We start from the raw sequence: 16,759 nt of genomic DNA on the forward strand, positions 1-16,759 counted from the left end.
CCAGCTCGACATCGACACCCCGGCCGACCTGGAAAAACCAGCCGCGACCGGCCTCGAACTTCCCCAATTCGCCGCTCTTCCAACGGGGGTGAAAGCCCTGTGGTGGAAGACGTCCATGAATATGATCGAGTCCATGCTGGACTATCTCAAGACGCGTGAGCTACAGCTCACCACGGCGGAGTCCTGCACCGCCGGCAAGGTGGTCGGGCTGTTGTCCGAAGTGCCCGGCAGCGGCAGCTGTATCGAGTCGGGTTACGTCGTCTATTCCCCGGAGGCCAAGCAGCGCCTGCTGGGGGTGAAGCCGGAGACCATCGAGCGCTACAACCTCACCAGCGAGGAAATCGCCCGGGAGATGGCCGCCGGTGCCTTGCGCGACAGCCCGGCCCAGGTGGCCATCGCCAATACCGGGCTGGCCGGGCCGGGCGGCGCTGACGGTATTCCCCAGGGCACCGTCTGTTTCGCCTGGGGCTATCGAGCGGGTGACGACATCGTGCTCTATGCTGAAACCCAGCATTTTTCCGGCGACCGCGAAGCCGTCCAACTGGCCGCCGCCCGGCACAGCCTGGCGGGTGTAGTGCCCTATCACCAGCGTCTCGAACGCGAACTCAAGGAGAAAGCCCGATGACCGACGCCCAGCAGCGCGACATCATCCAGGCCCTGCAGGTGCCCGCCCATTTCGACCCGGCCGAGGAGGCTGAACGTCGCATTCAATTCCTCAAGGACTACCTGCTGCAGAGTCGGCAGGAAAGCTATGTGCTGGGCATCAGCGGCGGGGTGGACTCCTCCACCGCTGGCCGTCTGGCGCAACTGGCCGTGGAGCGGGCGCGGGAGGAGAGCGGCAATGCCCGCCTGAGATTCATCGCCATGCGCCTGCCCTATGGCGTTCAGCGTGACGAGGAGGATGCCCAGCGCGCCTTGCAATTCATCCAGCCCGACGAGACCCATACCGTCAACGTCAAGCCGGCCAGCGATGCCATGCTCGCGTCGGTGCGCGAGGCACGGGTGGCCTTCGACGACGAGCTGCACGAGGACTTCACCCTGGGCAACATCAAGGCGCGCCAGCGCATGATCGCCCAATACGCCGTGGCCGGCGCCCGCCGGGGCCTGGTCATAGGCACCGACCATGCCGCGGAAGCCCTGATGGGCTTCTATACCAAATTCGGCGATGGCGCCTGTGATCTCACGCCGCTGCATGGCCTGAACAAGCGGCGTGTCCGGGCGGTAGCCGAGTGGCTGGGCGCGCCCGATGCCCTGGTGCACAAGGTACCGACTGCGGACCTCGAATCCCTGTCACCGGGCAAGGCGGACGAGGATGCCTTCGGCATCACCTATGCCGAGATCGATGACTTTCTCGAAGGCAAACCGGTTAGCCCGGCGACCCTGGAGATCATCCTCAATACCTATAGGCGCAGCGCCCACAAGCGCGATCTGCCCTATACGCCTTTCAGTTAAATCAATGGCTTATGGCATTTATGTGAAGTTAATTTTCATACAATTCACGTGAGGAAGGCGTCGATTGGCGCTTTGCGTGGCTGAATGGACTCTGTCTGCAGGGCCAATTTTCACCTAAGAGAATCAACTTTAGATTGGTTGGGTAAATTTTTGTTTTTAAAGCTTTTTAATCTGTAAAGGAGGGCCGTTGATCGATGTTGCAGCGCTGAACTTTTGCGCGCCCTCGTGGCTCAGACTCTTTCAGACACACCCGCGCTAACCTTTCCGGTATCGAAGCTGACGTGGTTGTCTGGAAAGGTGGCTGCCGGGGTTCGCGGCGCATCCTTCCAGATCCAGGACATCCCCCAGATAAAGGGGGCCTGCCAGCCGGGTTCTCGGAAATACGTCAGGCATTGGCGGGGTCATGACCTAGGTCGTATCGTCTGGGCGGTACGACCTTTCACGCGTCCCAAGATGATGGAGTCAGGCTCGATGTCGAACACCGATCTCCCCGGTTCTTTTTCCACCCTTTCCCTCGATCCCGCTACCGCTGCGCAAACGCCGCGCATCGCCATCGAATCGGTCACCCCGGCGGTCGATAACGGCCAGTTCGCTGCCAAGGGCATCGCCGGTCGGGTCGTCGAAGTGACCGCCAAGATCTTCGCCGATGGGCACGATAAGCTCGCCGCCGCGATTCTCTGGCGTCAAGAGGGCGAGGAAAACTGGCAGCAGGCGCCGCTGGTACTGGAAACCAATGATCTCTGGCGTGGCCGCTTCACTCCACAGACGGTGGGCCGCTACGAATTCGTGGTCCAGGCCTGGTGGGACGTCTGGGGCACCTATCGCTACGAGATCGAAAAGAAGCATGCCGCTGGTGTGCCGCTGAACCTGGAGTTGCAGGAAGGCCGCATTCATGTGGAGCAGGCGCTGTCCCGCGCGGAAGGCGAGCAACGGGCACCACTGGAGGCCTTGCTGCAGCGGCTGGAGCAAGCGCCCAGCGAAGGTGACAAGGTCGCGGTACTGCTGGCGGCCGAGGCGAGCCAGGCGATGGCGCCGGTGGACGCCTATGAGCACCTCACCCACAGCATCGAATATCCGTTGGACATCGAACGGGTCCGGGCCGAATTCGCCAGCTGGTACGAACTCTTCCCGCGCTCCATCACCGACGATCCCCAGCGCCACGGCACCTTCCGCAACGTGATCGGTGAACTGCCGCGCGTGCGTGACATGGGCTTCGATGTGCTGTACTTCCCGCCGATCCACCCAATCGGCCTGGCCCACCGCAAGGGCAAGAACAACACCCTTGGCGCCGGGGCGGATCAGCCGGGCAGTCCCTATGCCATCGGCAGCCCGGATGGTGGCCACGATGCAGTGCATCCCGAGCTGGGCACCCTGGAAGACTTCCGTGCCCTGGTCGCGGCGGCGGCCGATCACGGCCTGGAGATTGCCCTGGACTTCGCCATCCAGTGCTCGCCCGACCATCCCTGGCTCAAGGAACATCCGGGCTGGTTCTCCTGGCGCCCAGACGGCTCCATGCGCTATGCCGAGAATCCGCCGAAGAAGTATCAGGACATCGTCAATGTCGACTTCTACGCCAAGGACTCGATTCCCGATCTTTGGCTGGCCTTGCGCGACGTGGTTTGGCACTGGGTGGAGCAGGGCGTGAAGATCTTCCGCGTCGACAATCCCCACACCAAGCCGTTGCCCTTCTGGGAGTGGCTGATCGCCGATATCCGCGGTCGCGACGCCGATGTCATGTTCCTCGCCGAAGCCTTTACCAAGCCGGCGATGATGGCGCGCTTGGGCAAGGTCGGCTACAGCCAGAGCTACACCTATTTCACCTGGCGCAACACCAAGGCCGAGCTGACCGAGTACTTCACCCAGCTCAACGAGCCGCCGCTGCGCGATTGCTACCGGCCGAATTTCTTCGTCAACACCCCGGACATCAACCCGACCTTCCTGCAGACCAGCGGGCGCCCCGGTTTCCTGATCAGGGCGGCGCTGGCCACCATGGGTTCCGGCCTGTGGGGCATGTACGCCGGCTTCGAACTCTGCGAAGGCGCGCCGCTCACGCCGGGCAAGGAAGAGTATCTGGACTCGGAGAAGTACGAGCTGCGCCCGCGCAACTTCTATGCGCCGGGCAACATCATGGCCGAGATCGCCCAGCTCAACCGCATCCGCCGGCAGAACCCGGCCCTGCAGACCCATCTGGGGCTGGAGTTCTACAACTGCTGGAACGACCAGATCCTTTATTTCGGCAAGCGCACCGATGACCTGGGCAACTTCGTCCTGGTCGCCATCAACCTCGATCCCTTCAAGGCGCAGGAAGGCCAGTTCGAACTCCCCTTGTGGGAATTCGGCCTCGATGACAATGCCACCACCCTCGGCGAGGACCTGATGACCGGGCATCGTTGGGCCTGGCATGGCAAGACCCAGTGGACGCGCCTGGAGCCGTCGATGCCCTTCGGCATCTGGCGCATCCAGCCGGCCCACTAGCGATCTCTCCGGTGGCGCGGGCCCCAGGCGCAGGAGGCAATCCTGCGCCTGGGGCCCGAGCCACCACCATCGCCGGTGGCCTGGACGACCGGTGCACGCATTCGATTCAGACGCCCTGTTAAGGACCTGACGACATGGCAAAACCCAATAAAGCTCGTTCCCGCAAACCTGCCGCCTTCATCGACGATCCGCTCTGGTACAAGGACGCGGTCATCTACCAGGTGCACGTGAAGTCGTTCTTCGACTCCAACAACGATGGCATCGGCGACTTCCCCGGCCTGATCGAGAAGCTGGACTACATCGCCAGCCTGGGCGTCAACACCATCTGGCTGCTGCCGTTCTATCCCTCGCCGCGCCGCGACGATGGCTACGACATCGCCGAATACCGCGGCATCCACCCCGACTACGGCACCATGGCCGATGCCAAGCGTTTCATCGCCGAGGCCCATGCCCGTGGCCTGCGGGTGATCACCGAGCTGGTCATCAACCATACCTCCGACCAGCACCCCTGGTTCCAGCGCGCCCGCCGCGCCAAGAAGGGCTCGGCCGCGCGCAACTTCTACGTCTGGTCCGACGACGACCAGAAGTACGACGGCACCCGCATCATCTTCCTCGATACCGAGAAGTCCAACTGGACCTGGGACCCGGTGGCCGGCCAGTACTTCTGGCACCGTTTCTACTCCCACCAGCCGGACCTGAACTTCGACAATCCCCAGGTCATGAAGGCGGTCATCTCCATCATGAGGTACTGGCTGGACATGGGCGTCGATGGCCTGCGCCTGGACGCCATTCCCTACCTGGTGGAGCGCGACGGCACCAACAACGAGAACCTGCCCGAGACCCACGCGGTGCTCAAGGAAATCCGGGCCGAGATCGATGCCAACTATCCCGACCGCATGCTGCTGGCCGAGGCCAACCAGTGGCCGGAAGACACCCAGCTGTACTTCGGCGACGGCGACGAATGCCACATGGCCTTCCACTTCCCGCTGATGCCGCGCATGTACATGGCCATCGCCCAGGAAGACCGCTTCCCCATCACCGACATCCTGCGCCAGACCCCGGAGATTCCGGCCAACTGCCAATGGTCGATCTTCCTGCGCAACCACGATGAACTGACCCTGGAGATGGTGACCGACCGCGAGCGGGACTACCTCTGGAACTACTATGCCTCGGATCGCCGCGCGCGCATCAACCTGGGCATCCGCCGCCGTCTGGCGCCGCTGCTGGAACGCGACCGTCGCCGCATCGAACTGCTCAACAGCCTATTGCTGTCCATGCCCGGTACCCCGACGCTGTATTACGGCGACGAGATCGGCATGGGTGACAACATCCACCTGGGCGACCGCGATGGCGTCCGTACCCCCATGCAGTGGTCGGTCGACCGCAATGGCGGCTTCTCCCGCGCCGACCCAGCCAGCCTGGTGTTGCCGTCGATCATGGACCCGCTCTACGGCTACCAGGCGATCAACGTCGAGGCCCAGTCCCGCGATCCGCATTCGCTGCTCAACTGGACGCGACGCATGCTCGCCGTGCGCAAGCAGCAGAAGGCCTTCGGTCGTGGCACCCTGAAGATGCTGTCGCCGACCAACAGACGCATCCTGGCCTACCTGCGCAACTTCACCAACGCCCAGGGCGAGCACGAGACCATCCTCTGCGTGGCCAACGTCTCCCGCGCGGCTCAGGCGGTGGAGCTGGACCTGTCCAGCTTCGCCGGCCAGGTCCCGGTGGAGATGATCGGTGGCAGCGCCTTCCCGCCCATCGGCCAGCTGCCCTACATGCTGACCCTGCCGCCCTATGGCTTCTACTGGTTCTACCTGGCGGGCCATGAGCATCTGCCGGCCTGGCATACCGAGCCGCCGGCGCCCATGCCCGACTACCAGACGGTGGTGATCAAGCGTCATCTGCAGGAGCTGCTCAGCGGCGATCCGCGACGCATCTTCGAAGAGGTGCTGCCGGTCTATCTGCCCAAGCGTCGCTGGTTCGGCTCCAAGGACGAAGCCATCACCAGCGTACGCCTGGACTATGCCGCCCAGATCAACACGCCCAAGTTGCCGGTGATGTTCACCGAGGTGGTGGTGACCAACGCCAAGGGCGAAGAGCGCTATGCGCTGCCGCTGGGCTTCCTCGCCGAAGAGGACCAGCATTGCAGCCCCCTGGCCACCCAGCTGGCCATCTCGCGCATCCGTCATGTGCGTCGCGTGGGTCTGGTGACCGATGCCTTCGCCCTGACCAGCTTCGTGCACGGGGTGTTCGATGCCTTCCGCAAGGGGGCCAAGATCGCGCTGCCCGAGGGTGAACTGAGCTTCGAGGTCTATGACAATCCCGAAGACCTGGCGCTGGACCCGAACGTCGAGATCAAGCACCTCGGCGTGGAGCAGTCCAACAGCTCGTTGATCGTCGGCGATCATCTGATGCTCAAGCTGATCCGCAAGGTGGCCGCCGGCATCCATCCCGAGGTGGAGATGGGTCGCTACCTGGCCCAGGCCGGCTTCGCCAACATCGCCGCCACCCACGCCGTGGCCCAGCGCATCGCGCCGGACGGCACGCCCCATGTGCTGATGCTGGTGCAGCAGCACATCCACAACCAGGGCGATGCTTGGAAGTGGAGCCTGGATACCCTGGACCGCGTGACCCGCGATCTGCTCAGCGGCGGCATCTCCAACGTGGAGAACGAGTTCACCGCCATGGGCGATCTGACTGCCTTCGCCGGGGTGCTGGGCAAGCGCCTGGGCGAGATGCACGTGGTCCTGGCCCGGCCCACCGAGGATGCGGCCTTCGCGCCGGAAACCGTGGATGCCGCGGCGGCCAAGGACCTGGCGCACCGGGTGCGGGTACAGGTGGATGGTGCCCTGGATACCTTGCAAGGCATGCGCGACCAGCTCGACGCCGCCAGCCAGGAGCTGCTCGCCGGATTGGTCGGCAAGCGTGAGGCCCTGGCCAAGCGCATCGAAGCCCTGGCGGCCGACGTCGAGGGTGGGTTGCGCATCCGCGTCCATGGTGATCTGCACCTGGGCCAGGTCCTGGTGGCCCAGGACGACGCCATCCTCATCGACTTCGAGGGTGAGCCGGCGCGTTCGCTGGAAGAGCGGCGCGGCAAGTACGGCCCCTACAAGGACGTCGCTGGCGTGCTGCGCTCCTTCGACTACGCCGCGGCCATGGTGACCCAGGTCAGCAACAGCGGCGCCGATACCTCGGAAGAGCACCAGCGGCTGCGTGCCCAGGCCGCGGAAACCTATCGGACGTCGTCCTATGCAGCCTTCCTGGAAGCCTACCGCACCGCGGCGGCCGACATCGGCCACCAGTGGGGCGAGCGGGGCGAACAGGCGGCGCTGGATCTCTACAGCCTGGAAAAAGCGGTTTATGAGATAGGCTACGAGGCTGCCAATCGACCCACCTGGATCAACATCCCGCTACGCGGCGTCGCCGCTATCGTCGAGACCCTCTTGTCTGGAGCCCGCGCATGACCGATCAGTCCACCGCCCCCGTCGTCCCCTTCGACGACGTCCGCCTCTCGGCCGCCGAGGCCGAGTCGCTGGCACGTGGCGAACACGGTAATCCCTTCGCCATCCTCGGCCCCCATGCCGATGGCGAGGGCGTGATCGTCCGCGCCTTCCTGCCCAATGCCCTGGGCGTCGAACTGGTCGACCGCATGAGCGGTCGGCCCCTGGCCCAGATGCAGCCCGGGCGCGTGCCCGGTCTGTTCGTCACCCGGCTGGACTACGCTGCCCCCTACAAGCTGGTCATTCGCTGGCCGAGCGGGGTTCAGGAAACCGAAGATCCCTATTCCTTCGGCGTCCTGCTGGGCGAGACCGATCTCTATCTGTTCAACGAAGGTCGTCATCGCAATCTCGGCGAGACCTTCGGTGCCCAGCGCTGCCAGGTCGACGGTGTGGACGGCGTGCGCTTCGCCGTCTGGGCGCCCAACGCCCGGCGCGTCTCGGTGGTGGGCGACTTCAACTCCTGGGACGGTCGCCGTCTGCCCATGCGCCTGCGTGCCAACAGTGGCGTCTGGGAACTGTTCGTCCCCCGCCTGCCGGTGGGCACCGCCTACAAGTACGAGATCCTCGGCCAGCACGGCGTGTTGCCGCTCAAGGCCGATCCCATCGCCCTGGCGGCGGAGTTGCCGCCGCGCACCGCCTCGGTGGTGGCCGACAACACCCCCTTCGTCTGGCGCGACCAGGATTGGATGGCGCACCGCCGCGAGCGGCAGGGGCTGGAAGCACCGCTGTCCATCTACGAGCTGCACGCCGGCTCCTGGCGCCGCGAAGGAGGGGACGAAGGTCGCCTGTACACCTGGCGCGAGCTGGCCAAGCATCTGATTCCCTATATCCACGAGATGGGCTTCACCCATATCGAGTTGCTGCCGATCATGGAGCACCCCTTCAGCGGCTCCTGGGGCTACCAGCCGCTTGGCCAGTTCGCGCCGACCTCGCGCTTCGGCACGCCGGCAGATTTCGCCGCCTTCGTCGACGCCTGCCACCAGGCCAATATCGGCGTCATCCTCGACTGGGTACCGGCGCACTTTCCCACCGACGAACACGGCCTGGCACGTTTCGACGGTACCGCCCTGTACGAATACGAGCACCCCTTCGAGGGCTTCCACCAAGACTGGAACACCTACATCTACAACCTCGGTCGCCACGAGGTGCATGGCTTCATGCTGGCCTCGGCCATGCACTGGCTGAAGCACTTCCATATCGATGGCCTGCGCGTCGATGCGGTGGCCTCCATGCTCTATCGCGACTATTCGCGCAAGCAGGGCGAGTGGATTCCCAACGTCCATGGCGGTCGCGAGAACCTGGAGACCATCGCCTTCCTGCGGCACCTCAACGAGGTGGTCCATGAAGAGGCGCCGGGTGCCCTGGTGATCGCCGAGGAATCCACCTCCTGGCCGGGCGTCAGCGTGCCGGTGAGCGAGGGCGGGCTGGGCTTCGACTACAAGTGGAACATGGGCTGGATGCACGACACCCTGCACTATGTGGAAGAGGACCCGGTCTATCGCCAATACCACCACCACCAGATGACCTTCGGCCTGGTGTACGCCTGGTCCGAGCGCTTCGTCCTGCCCATCTCCCACGACGAGGTGGTACACGGCAAGGGGTCGCTGATCGAGAAGATGCCGGGCGACAACTGGCAGAAGTTCGCCAATCTGCGTAACTACCTGAGCTTCATGTGGACCCATCCGGGCAAGAAGCTGCTGTTCATGGGCTGCGAATTTGGCCAGTGGCGTGAATGGAGCCATGACCGCGAGCTGGACTGGTTCCTGCTGGAGCACGGTACCCACCGTGGGGTGAAGCAGTTGCTGGTCGATCTCAACCGCCTGTATCGCCAGGAACCGGCCTTGCACCAGCGCGACCATCTGCCCGAGGGCTTCGATTGGGTGGTGGGCGATGACAACGGCAACAGCGTCTTCGCCTGGTTGCGGCGCGATGCCCAGCAGCGGCCGTTGCTGGTGATCGCCAACTTCACCCCGGTCCCGCGTCACGACTATCGTGTGGGCGTGCCTGCGGCGGGCCATTGGCAGGAAATCTTCAACAGCGATGCCGAATGCTATGGCGGTTCCAACGTCGGCAATGGTGGCGGTGTCAACACCGAGGAAATCGCGGCCCACGGCCAGCCGACGTCCCTGAACCTCAATCTGCCGCCGCTCGGTCTGCTAGTGTTCAAGCCGCAGGTCTGAACCTGGATGCGCCCGGATTCGGGCGCTGCTCGCTGACAGCGTCGCCAGACTGCGCGATGCTGTCAGGCTTTGTCGGAAAAGTGCCTGCGCATCGGCGATGCTGCGTTAAAAATCAGCTCGGAATGCTCATTTACTGCTCGTAAACTCAAGCGCGAGCCCGGTCCACTTCCTCGCTGATTTGATTCGCTGGCGCTCACCCTTCGGGCCAGCCCTTGGCTGTTACTCCCGTTGGTCGTTGCGCCTTGCCTCTCCTTCGCTCGGCGACTTTTCAGACAAGCCTTAGGCCTCTGGCAACCGAGAAGCCCATGATCGATCTCGCCGAATGGAATCTAACGGTACCCGTGCCGCTACCCGTGGCCCAGGTACAGACCGCCGAGCTGAACAGCAGCCGCTTTCATAGTCCCTATCTCGTCCGCGGCGAGGGCGGCTCGCTGCTGTTCTGGGTGCCGGTGACCGGTACGCCGCAGCCCTTCAACGACTATCCCGCCACCGAGCTGCGCGAGACGCGCCCGGATGGCAGCGCCTATGCCTGGAAGTATCGCGAGGGCGATGCCCTGCTGCAGGCGGAAGCGGCGGTGCAACAGGTGCCGTCCCGTCCCGAAGTCATCATCAGCGAGATCGAGGATCAGGCGAGCAGACCCGATTCTCCATCGCAGGCACTGCTGCAACTGGTCTATCGGGTGGACGATGCGGCCGAGGCCAAGGGTTCGGTCCAACAGGGCCAATTGATCGCCCGCCTGCGCGAGAGTCCGAACGACAGCCCGAAGGACGTGATCCTCTTGGAGCACCTGCCACTCAACAGTCGCTTCACCTACGACATCAAGCTGGCGCGCAGTGGCGTGCTCAGCGTGCGCGCCCATGGCGTGGGTTCACGTACGGGTGACCTGGGCCTGCAACTGGACAATGCCTGGAGCAGCCACCACCTCTATTTCAAGGCGGGCGCTCGACTGCGGGATGGGGAAGGGCCCAGCAGCGAAGGTGGGCGGGTGCTGTTCTATCGGCTGATCTCGATGCACCAGCCCAACAATCGGTAGTAATTTACCGTTGGCTATTCTGATGTGCTAGATGAAATTTGAGTTGCCATGTCTAGTGGTAGATAGCCAAACTTAACATAGGGGAGCTTTATTGTTCCGTCTGGGTTTTCTATATAGTTTTCCAGTTTTCGGTATTCTTCGTTTGATTTGTCATATGGTACATCAATAAATATCGTGCCGTCATAACCTTCTATTTGTCCGGAGGTTGAGTATCCGGCACAGGGCTTCCATTTTATGCCATTTTCATTCAACCATTGAGTTATTTTTATTCGGGATGGGTGCTTTTCCCAATCGATCCAGCCAATCCTTTCTAATACAGAAGGATTTTTTTTGGGAGGGCTGAACATCAAAAATAGGACGGTTGATTGCTTTTGAATAGCAATACGATCAATGTATTCAAGTAGTCTAGGCATTTTATTCTTCGCTAATTAGCCGTATTCTCCACATTCCTTGCGACTGCTCCTCTCTCCATGAACCTTCTACGACTTTTGAGTCTTCAAAACAATGGAGCGTTGCGCGACAGTTAGGGTAGCCATCACAGCGAAGATTGTAATGCCCCTGTCCAATTGAAGATCCTGTGTATGAATATTGCTCGCCATCTTGTTTGTATTCTACTTTTATGTGGTCAGTATCTATTCGGACTATGCATTCTATGTCGAGACTGATCTTGTGCTCGGAAAAAGAATCCATCTTCGACTTGTTGTATGACTTCATTTATTCCTCTTGCGCCTGAATTTTTAGCTGAGCCGAGTTTGTCGCATTGATATCTTGCGACGCCCACCCAGTTGATGCAAGTCGCAAGTTATGTGGGTTTCGTACCTTTTTTCTTACGCTCTTCACGCCGATCATTGCTCACCTTGAGCTTCTTGGCCCGGCTTTCCAGCGCGAAATAGAGGACGGCCGCGATCAGCAGCGGGACGATGAAGTAGAGCGTTCTATAGCCGAGCAGGGCGGCGATGATCTTGCCCTGGGACAGGCCATCGTTGGCCAGCAGGGCGATGAACACCGTTTCCAGCACGCCCACGCCCGCAGGGATATGGACGATGACCATGGCGATACTGGAGAGCAGCAGCACGCCGAGCACGTGTAGGTAGTCCACCTGGCGTCCGAGGAACAGGTAGACGATGGCGGCCATGGCCATCCAGTTGATCGAAGACACCACCAGCTGGATGCAGGCCATGCGCAGCGAGGGCAGGGCGAGGCGCTGTTTGCGTACCGTCCATTCCCGTTGTTTGGCGAAGGCGCACACCGCCAGGTAGAAGACGATGAAGGCCAGCAGGCCGACGCCAATCAAGCGCAGGGTGGTATCGCCGATGAACCAGTTGGGTGGCATGTCCACCACGCCACTGACAAAGATACCGCCGGCCAGCAGGATGTAGCCGAGCCAGTTGGTGGCGATGCTCAGGGAAAAGATGCGGGTAATGGTGCCGCTGGAAAGCCCCAATCGCGAATAGAGCCGGTACCTCATGCCGATACCGCCTACCCAGGTACTCAGAGTTAGGGTGAAGGCATAGCAGATGAAAGACACCAGGAACACCTGCCGCTTGACCAGCTTGTGACCGCAATAGGCCCGGCCGATGAGGTCGTAGCAGCCGTACATGATGTACGACAGCACCACCAGGCCGCCGGCCATGGCCAAGGTCGTCCACTTGTAGCCGGTGAAGACCTTCCAGACCTCGCCCCAGTCGACCTTGCGGGCATAGATCACCAGCAGCACTACCACGGCGATCAGGAAGGCCCAGGTCAGGATCTTCTTGGCCAGGGCCCAGCGGCCGTTCTGCGGCTTGTCGGCCGCCTGCTGGTCGTCCTCGTCGCCAGGGGCGTGATCGAGGGTATCGCTACGGCTGGTCATCGTTGGCACCTTGAAATCGAGGAGTCCACCCGGTCCTGGGTTTCCAGTTCGGGCTGGGCCGGAGGGTTGATCAGCTCGATCTTGGGCGTATGGCCGGGAAGCCAGCCCACCCAGGCGGGGAAGTGACGCAAGAAGTGGAACACCAGCATGGTCTTGGCCAGGTGCCAATAGGTACGCTTGGGTACCTTGCTGCTGTCCACGTGTTCGCAATGGTTCTGGATCAACTGCTCCAGGCGACCACGCAATTCGCGGTTGAAGTCGTGATCGTGGAAGATCAGGTTGCACTCGAGATTCAGCGACAGGCTCAGCGGATCGAGGTTGCTCGAACCCACCGTGGACCAGTGTCCGTCCATGGTCGCCACCTTGCCGTGCAGGGGTCTCAGGCAGTATTCGTAGATCTCGACGCCGGCCTTCACCAGATAGTTGTAGAGCATCTGGGCGCCCACCTTGACGATGGCCATATCCGGCTCGCCCTGGACGATCAGCACTACTCGCACCCCGCGCTGCGCCGCGTTGCGCATCTCACGCAGGAGGCGGTAGCCCGGGAAGAAGTAGGCGTTGGCGATCACCACCTCATGCTTGGCCGTGCGCAGCATTTCCAGGTAATGCTGCTCGATGTCGGCACGGTGCTGGTCGTTGTCGCGATAGACGAACAACGCCTGGGCGTTGCCGGGATGGCGATTGTTGGCGGGCTTGCGCGAACGCTTGCCCCACCAGCGGTGAGTCTCTTCCGGGGAATCGATGGCGTCGCGGGCGAAGCGGTGGATGTCATCGACGATGGGGCCTTCCACCTCGACGGCGTAGTCCTGCTTGGCTTCGGGCCCGAAGTCGCCCAGGTGCTCGGCGGAATAGTTGATGCCGCCGATGAAGCCGAGGCGGGCATCCACCACCACGATCTTGCGGTGCAGGCGACGGAAGAGGTTGGTCCTCATGCCCATCACCAGGGGGCGCGGATCGTAGTAGCGAAAGCGCACGCCGGCCTGGACCATCTCGTCGATGAACTCGCGCGGCAGATCGGGCGAGCCGTAGGCATCCACGGTGATATCCACCTGGACGCCGCGTTTGGCTGCCGCCACCAACTCTTCCTGCAGGGCCTTGCCGACCTTGTCGTAGAAGAGGATGAAGGTCTCGATGATGACCTCGCGCTCGGCGGCGCGGATCGCCTCGAACACGCGTGGGAAGAAGTCCTCGCCGTTTTCCAGCAAGGTGATGCGGTTTCCGTCCCGCCACTCGAAGTTCATAGGTGGAAGTCCGCGGCGAGGGGCGCGTGGTCGGACAGGTGCGACCACGGCTGATTGCCTAGCACCTGGGGGCGACCCACACTGACATTGCGGGTGTAGATGCGATCCAGGCAGAGCAGGGGGCGCTTCGCCGGGAAGGTCTTGGGCAGCCGCCCTGCGGTCTTCATGAATACCTCTTCGAGTCCTGCGCCCTGGCCAAGGATGTCGTTGGCCTTCTGGCGCCAGTCGTTGAAGTCCCCCGCCACCACGACGGGGGCGTCGCTGGGCAGGGAGTTGATGTGTTCGCAGATCAACTTCATCTGCATCTGGCGATGTTTCTCGCGCAGACCCAGGTGTACGCAGATCACGTGGAGATCCACCGCCTGGTCCGGGATACGCAGGACGCAATGCAGCATCCCGCGTTTTTCCGGACCAGCGATGGAGATGTCGAAGTTGTCGTAGCTGACGATGGGAAACTTCGACAGCACCGCATTACCGTGGTGGCCGTCCGGGTAGACCGCATTGCGCCCGTAGGCGAAGTCGGTCCACATCGAATCGGCCAGGAACTCGTACTGCGGCGCCGCCGGCCAGTTCTCGAAGCGCAACGGGTGTTTTTCGTGGGTGCCCAATACCTCCTGCAAGAAGACAATGTCCGCTGACACCGTCCGCACCGCTTCGCGCAATTCCGGCAAGATGAACTTGCGGTTGAAGGACGTGAAGCCCTTGTGCGTGTTGATGGTCAGGACCTTGAACGAAAAACCCTGTTGCGCGTTCGTCATGCCTGGCGTTTCCTCCGCTTGGTCTGGGTCAGCTCGAACAGCAATACCGAGCGTCCGGTGACCTGATAGGTGTCTCCGAAGTTGAAGACGTCACCCGCGTCCAGGTCCGGCTGGTTGGTATCCAGCTGCAGGGCCCAATGCTCGCCCTGGGGGACCTCGGGCAGAGTGAAATCCACTACATCATAATGAGCATTGACCAGAATCAGCAGCGAGGTATCCGCACCCTTGCGACGAATACCGGTCGGCTGGGCGCGGCCATCGAGCAGGATGCCCATGCACTTGTTGCTGCCGTCCTGCCATTGCTCCACGCCCATCTCGTCGCCACTGGGCTGCAACCAGGTGACGTCCTTAACGCCCAATTCCTCGTTGTAGACGCCGGTGAAGAAGCGGCTCCGGCGCAGTAGCGGGTAGCGTCGACGCAGGTCGATCAGGGTGCGCACGTATTCCTGCAGCTCGGCGCTCTTCTCGCTGATCTCCCAGTTGACCCAGCCGATCTCGCTGTCCTGGCAATAGGCGTTGTTGTTGCCGCCCTGGGTGCGGGCAAACTCGTCGCCGGCCAGCAGCATCGGCGTGCCCTGGGAGAGGAAGAGGGTGGCCAGCAGGTTGCGCATCTGGCGGTAGCGCAGCTCGATGATTTCCGGATCGTCGGTCTCGCCTTCGACACCGCAGTTCCACGACAGGTTGTGGGAGTGCCCGTCCTTGTTGTCCTCGCCGTTGGCCTCGTTGTGCTTGTCGTTGTACGACACGGTGTCGGCCAGGGTGAAGCCATCGTGGGCGGTGACGAAGTTGACCGAGGAGTAGGGCTTGCGGCCACGGCGATTGAACTTGTCGCCGGAGCCCAGGAAGATCTTCGCGAAGTCGCCGATCTGGTCTTCGTCGCCCTTCCAGAAGGCGCGGGCGGTGTCGCGGAAGGTGTCGTTCCACTCCATCCAGCCGGGCGGGAAGTTGCCCACCTGGTAGCCGCCGGGACCGCAGTCCCAGGGTTCGGCGATGAGCTTGGTCTCGGCCAGGATCGGGTCCTGGCGGCAGGCGTGCAGGAAACCGCCGCCTTCGTCGAAGCCATCCGGCTCGCGGCCGAGAATGGTGGCCAAGTCGAAGCGGAAGCCGTCCACGCCCATCTCGGTGGCCCAGTAGCGCAGCGAGTCGGTCACCATCTGCAGCACGCAGGGGTGGCTCATGTTCAGGGTGTTACCGGTGCCGGTGTCGTTGATGTAGTAACGCGCATCGTCGGGCATCAGGCGGTAGTAGTTGGCGTTGTCGATACCCTTGAGCGAAAGGGTCGGCCCCATCTCGTTGCCTTCGGCAGTGTGGTTGTAAACCACGTCGAGGATCACCTCGAGGCCGGCGTTGTGCATGCGCGCGACCATCACCTTGAATTCGCCGATGGATTGGCTGGCCATGTAGCGCGAGTGCGGGGCGAAGAACGCCAGGGTGTTATAGCCCCAGAAGTTTCTCAGACCCTTTTCCAGCAGGTGGTTGTCGTCGAGGAAATAGTGAATCGGCATCAGCTCGACGGAGGTGATGCCGAGCGATTTGATGTAGTCGATGACTTCGCTTTCCTGCAGCCCCGAGAAGGTGCCACGGGCGCTTTCCGGGACCGCGGGGTGCTGCATGGTGTAGCCGCGGACGTGGGTTTCATAGAACACGGTGCGATCACGCGGGACGCGCGGATGGGTGGTGTTGCCCCAGGTGAAGGCGGGGTCGATCACCCGGCAGCGCGGCATGAAGGGCGCGCTGTCACGCTCGTCGAAGGAGAGGTCGCCATCGGGATGGCCGATGGTGTAGCCGAACAGGGCGTCGTTCCACTCCAGCTCACCGACGATCTGCTTGGCATAGGGGTCGATCAGCAGCTTGTTGTGGTTGAAGCGGTGCCCGTTCTGCGGCTCGTAGGGGCCGTGGACGCGGTAGCCGTACAGGGTGCCCGGGCGAGCGTCGGGCAGGTAGCCGTGCCAGATTTCGTTGGTGAATTCGGGCAACTCGATGCGCTCGATCTCTTCCTTGCCTTCGTCATCGAAGAGGCACAGCTCCACCTTGGTGGCATTGGCGGAAAAGATGGCGAAGTTCACGCCGGAACCGTCCCAGGTGGCGCCCAGTGGATAGGGTAGCCCCTCACGCACACGAGACTTGGACTTACTGATGAAAGTGGTCGCTTCGGTTAACGGCTTGTTGGAATCAGTTGAAGTCATTTCGACGCTCTCGGGATAGCTGGGAAGGAAGTCGCTCTGATGGGGCTCTCATTACCTGCCGGTGGCTGAATCGATACAGAT

11 protein-coding genes are annotated in these 16,759 nt (G+C 62.3%); 6 read left to right on the forward strand and 5 right to left on the reverse strand.

Features of this window, described 5'->3' with window-relative positions; translation table 11 throughout:
- The first annotated feature begins 115 nt into the window (after positions 1–115).
- From CCZ28_RS24645 to CCZ28_RS03420, 6 genes are all read left to right on the forward strand, one after another.
- Positions 116–625 (forward strand): CinA family protein, encoded by a 510-nt coding sequence (locus CCZ28_RS24645; RefSeq protein WP_240795269.1) that lies wholly within the window; start codon positions 116–118, stop codon positions 623–625.
- The gene (gene nadE / locus CCZ28_RS03400; RefSeq protein ID WP_140215897.1) at positions 622–1,452 is read left to right on the forward strand and encodes an ammonia-dependent NAD(+) synthetase; all 831 of its coding nucleotides are present in this window, start codon (positions 622–624) and stop codon (positions 1,450–1,452) included. Before CCZ28_RS24645 ends, nadE begins: the two co-directional genes overlap by 4 nt.
- A 471-nt stretch (positions 1,453–1,923) precedes the next feature.
- Positions 1,924–3,927 (forward strand): alpha-1,4-glucan--maltose-1-phosphate maltosyltransferase, encoded by a 2,004-nt coding sequence (locus CCZ28_RS03405; RefSeq protein ID WP_140215899.1) that lies wholly within the window; start codon positions 1,924–1,926, stop codon positions 3,925–3,927.
- A gap of 134 nt (positions 3,928–4,061) precedes the next feature.
- Entirely contained in the window at positions 4,062–7,391 is a 3,330-nt protein-coding gene (gene treS / locus CCZ28_RS03410; RefSeq protein ID WP_140215901.1) for a maltose alpha-D-glucosyltransferase, read from the forward strand.
- A complete protein-coding gene (glgB, locus tag CCZ28_RS03415) occupies positions 7,388–9,607 on the forward strand; it encodes a 1,4-alpha-glucan branching protein GlgB (protein WP_140215903.1) in 2,220 nt (739 codons plus the stop codon). Before treS ends, glgB begins: the two co-directional genes overlap by 4 nt.
- 305 nt (positions 9,608–9,912) lie before the next feature.
- Positions 9,913–10,641 carry a polysaccharide lyase family 7 protein gene (locus tag CCZ28_RS03420; protein ID WP_140215905.1) on the forward strand — a complete coding sequence of 243 codons (729 nt, stop codon included), beginning with the start codon at positions 9,913–9,915 and terminating at the stop codon, positions 10,639–10,641.
- 14 nt (positions 10,642–10,655) lie between these two features.
- Here the strand turns inward: CCZ28_RS03420 and CCZ28_RS03425 are convergent, their stop codons facing one another.
- The 5 genes from CCZ28_RS03425 to glgX form a co-directional block, all read right to left on the reverse strand.
- Positions 10,656–11,054 (reverse strand): hypothetical protein, encoded by a 399-nt coding sequence (locus tag CCZ28_RS03425; protein WP_140215907.1) that lies wholly within the window; start codon positions 11,052–11,054, stop codon positions 10,656–10,658.
- Between the two features lie 389 nt (positions 11,055–11,443).
- Positions 11,444–12,493, reverse strand: coding sequence for a lysylphosphatidylglycerol synthase transmembrane domain-containing protein (locus tag CCZ28_RS03430; protein ID WP_140215908.1), 1,050 nt, complete (start codon positions 12,491–12,493; stop codon positions 11,444–11,446).
- Complete coding sequence (gene clsB / locus CCZ28_RS03435; RefSeq protein WP_140215910.1) at positions 12,490–13,734, reverse strand: cardiolipin synthase ClsB; 1,245 nt, start codon at positions 13,732–13,734, stop codon at positions 12,490–12,492. Before clsB ends, CCZ28_RS03430 begins: the two co-directional genes overlap by 4 nt.
- Positions 13,731–14,492 carry an endonuclease/exonuclease/phosphatase family protein gene (locus CCZ28_RS03440; protein ID WP_140215912.1) on the reverse strand — a complete coding sequence of 254 codons (762 nt, stop codon included), beginning with the start codon at positions 14,490–14,492 and terminating at the stop codon, positions 13,731–13,733. Before CCZ28_RS03440 ends, clsB begins: the two co-directional genes overlap by 4 nt.
- Positions 14,489–16,678 carry a glycogen debranching protein GlgX gene (glgX, locus tag CCZ28_RS03445; protein WP_240795223.1) on the reverse strand — a complete coding sequence of 730 codons (2,190 nt, stop codon included), beginning with the start codon at positions 16,676–16,678 and terminating at the stop codon, positions 14,489–14,491. Before glgX ends, CCZ28_RS03440 begins: the two co-directional genes overlap by 4 nt.
- Between the last annotated feature and the right edge of the window lie 81 nt (positions 16,679–16,759).

Source organism: Pseudomonas oryzihabitans (genome assembly GCF_006384975.1).
Taxonomy (GTDB): domain Bacteria; phylum Pseudomonadota; class Gammaproteobacteria; order Pseudomonadales; family Pseudomonadaceae; genus Chryseomonas; species Chryseomonas psychrotolerans_B.

Bases quoted from the DNA above. Each gene is read 5' to 3' on its own strand.
- CCZ28_RS24645 (WP_240795269.1), top strand. From the start codon at position 116: ATGAATATGATCGAGTCCATGCTGGACTATCTCAAGACGCGTGAGCTA.
- nadE (WP_140215897.1), top strand. From the start codon at position 622: ATGACCGACGCCCAGCAGCGCGACATCATCCAGGCCCTGCAGGTGCCC.
- CCZ28_RS03405 (WP_140215899.1), top strand. From the start codon at position 1,924: ATGTCGAACACCGATCTCCCCGGTTCTTTTTCCACCCTTTCCCTCGAT.
- treS (WP_140215901.1), top strand. From the start codon at position 4,062: ATGGCAAAACCCAATAAAGCTCGTTCCCGCAAACCTGCCGCCTTCATC.
- glgB (WP_140215903.1), top strand. From the start codon at position 7,388: ATGACCGATCAGTCCACCGCCCCCGTCGTCCCCTTCGACGACGTCCGC.
- CCZ28_RS03420 (WP_140215905.1), top strand. From the start codon at position 9,913: ATGATCGATCTCGCCGAATGGAATCTAACGGTACCCGTGCCGCTACCC.
- CCZ28_RS03425 (WP_140215907.1), bottom strand. From the start codon at position 11,054: ATGCCTAGACTACTTGAATACATTGATCGTATTGCTATTCAAAAGCAA.
- CCZ28_RS03430 (WP_140215908.1), bottom strand. From the start codon at position 12,493: ATGACCAGCCGTAGCGATACCCTCGATCACGCCCCTGGCGACGAGGAC.
- clsB (WP_140215910.1), bottom strand. From the start codon at position 13,734: ATGAACTTCGAGTGGCGGGACGGAAACCGCATCACCTTGCTGGAAAAC.
- CCZ28_RS03440 (WP_140215912.1), bottom strand. From the start codon at position 14,492: ATGACGAACGCGCAACAGGGTTTTTCGTTCAAGGTCCTGACCATCAAC.
- glgX (WP_240795223.1), bottom strand. From the start codon at position 16,678: ATGACTTCAACTGATTCCAACAAGCCGTTAACCGAAGCGACCACTTTC.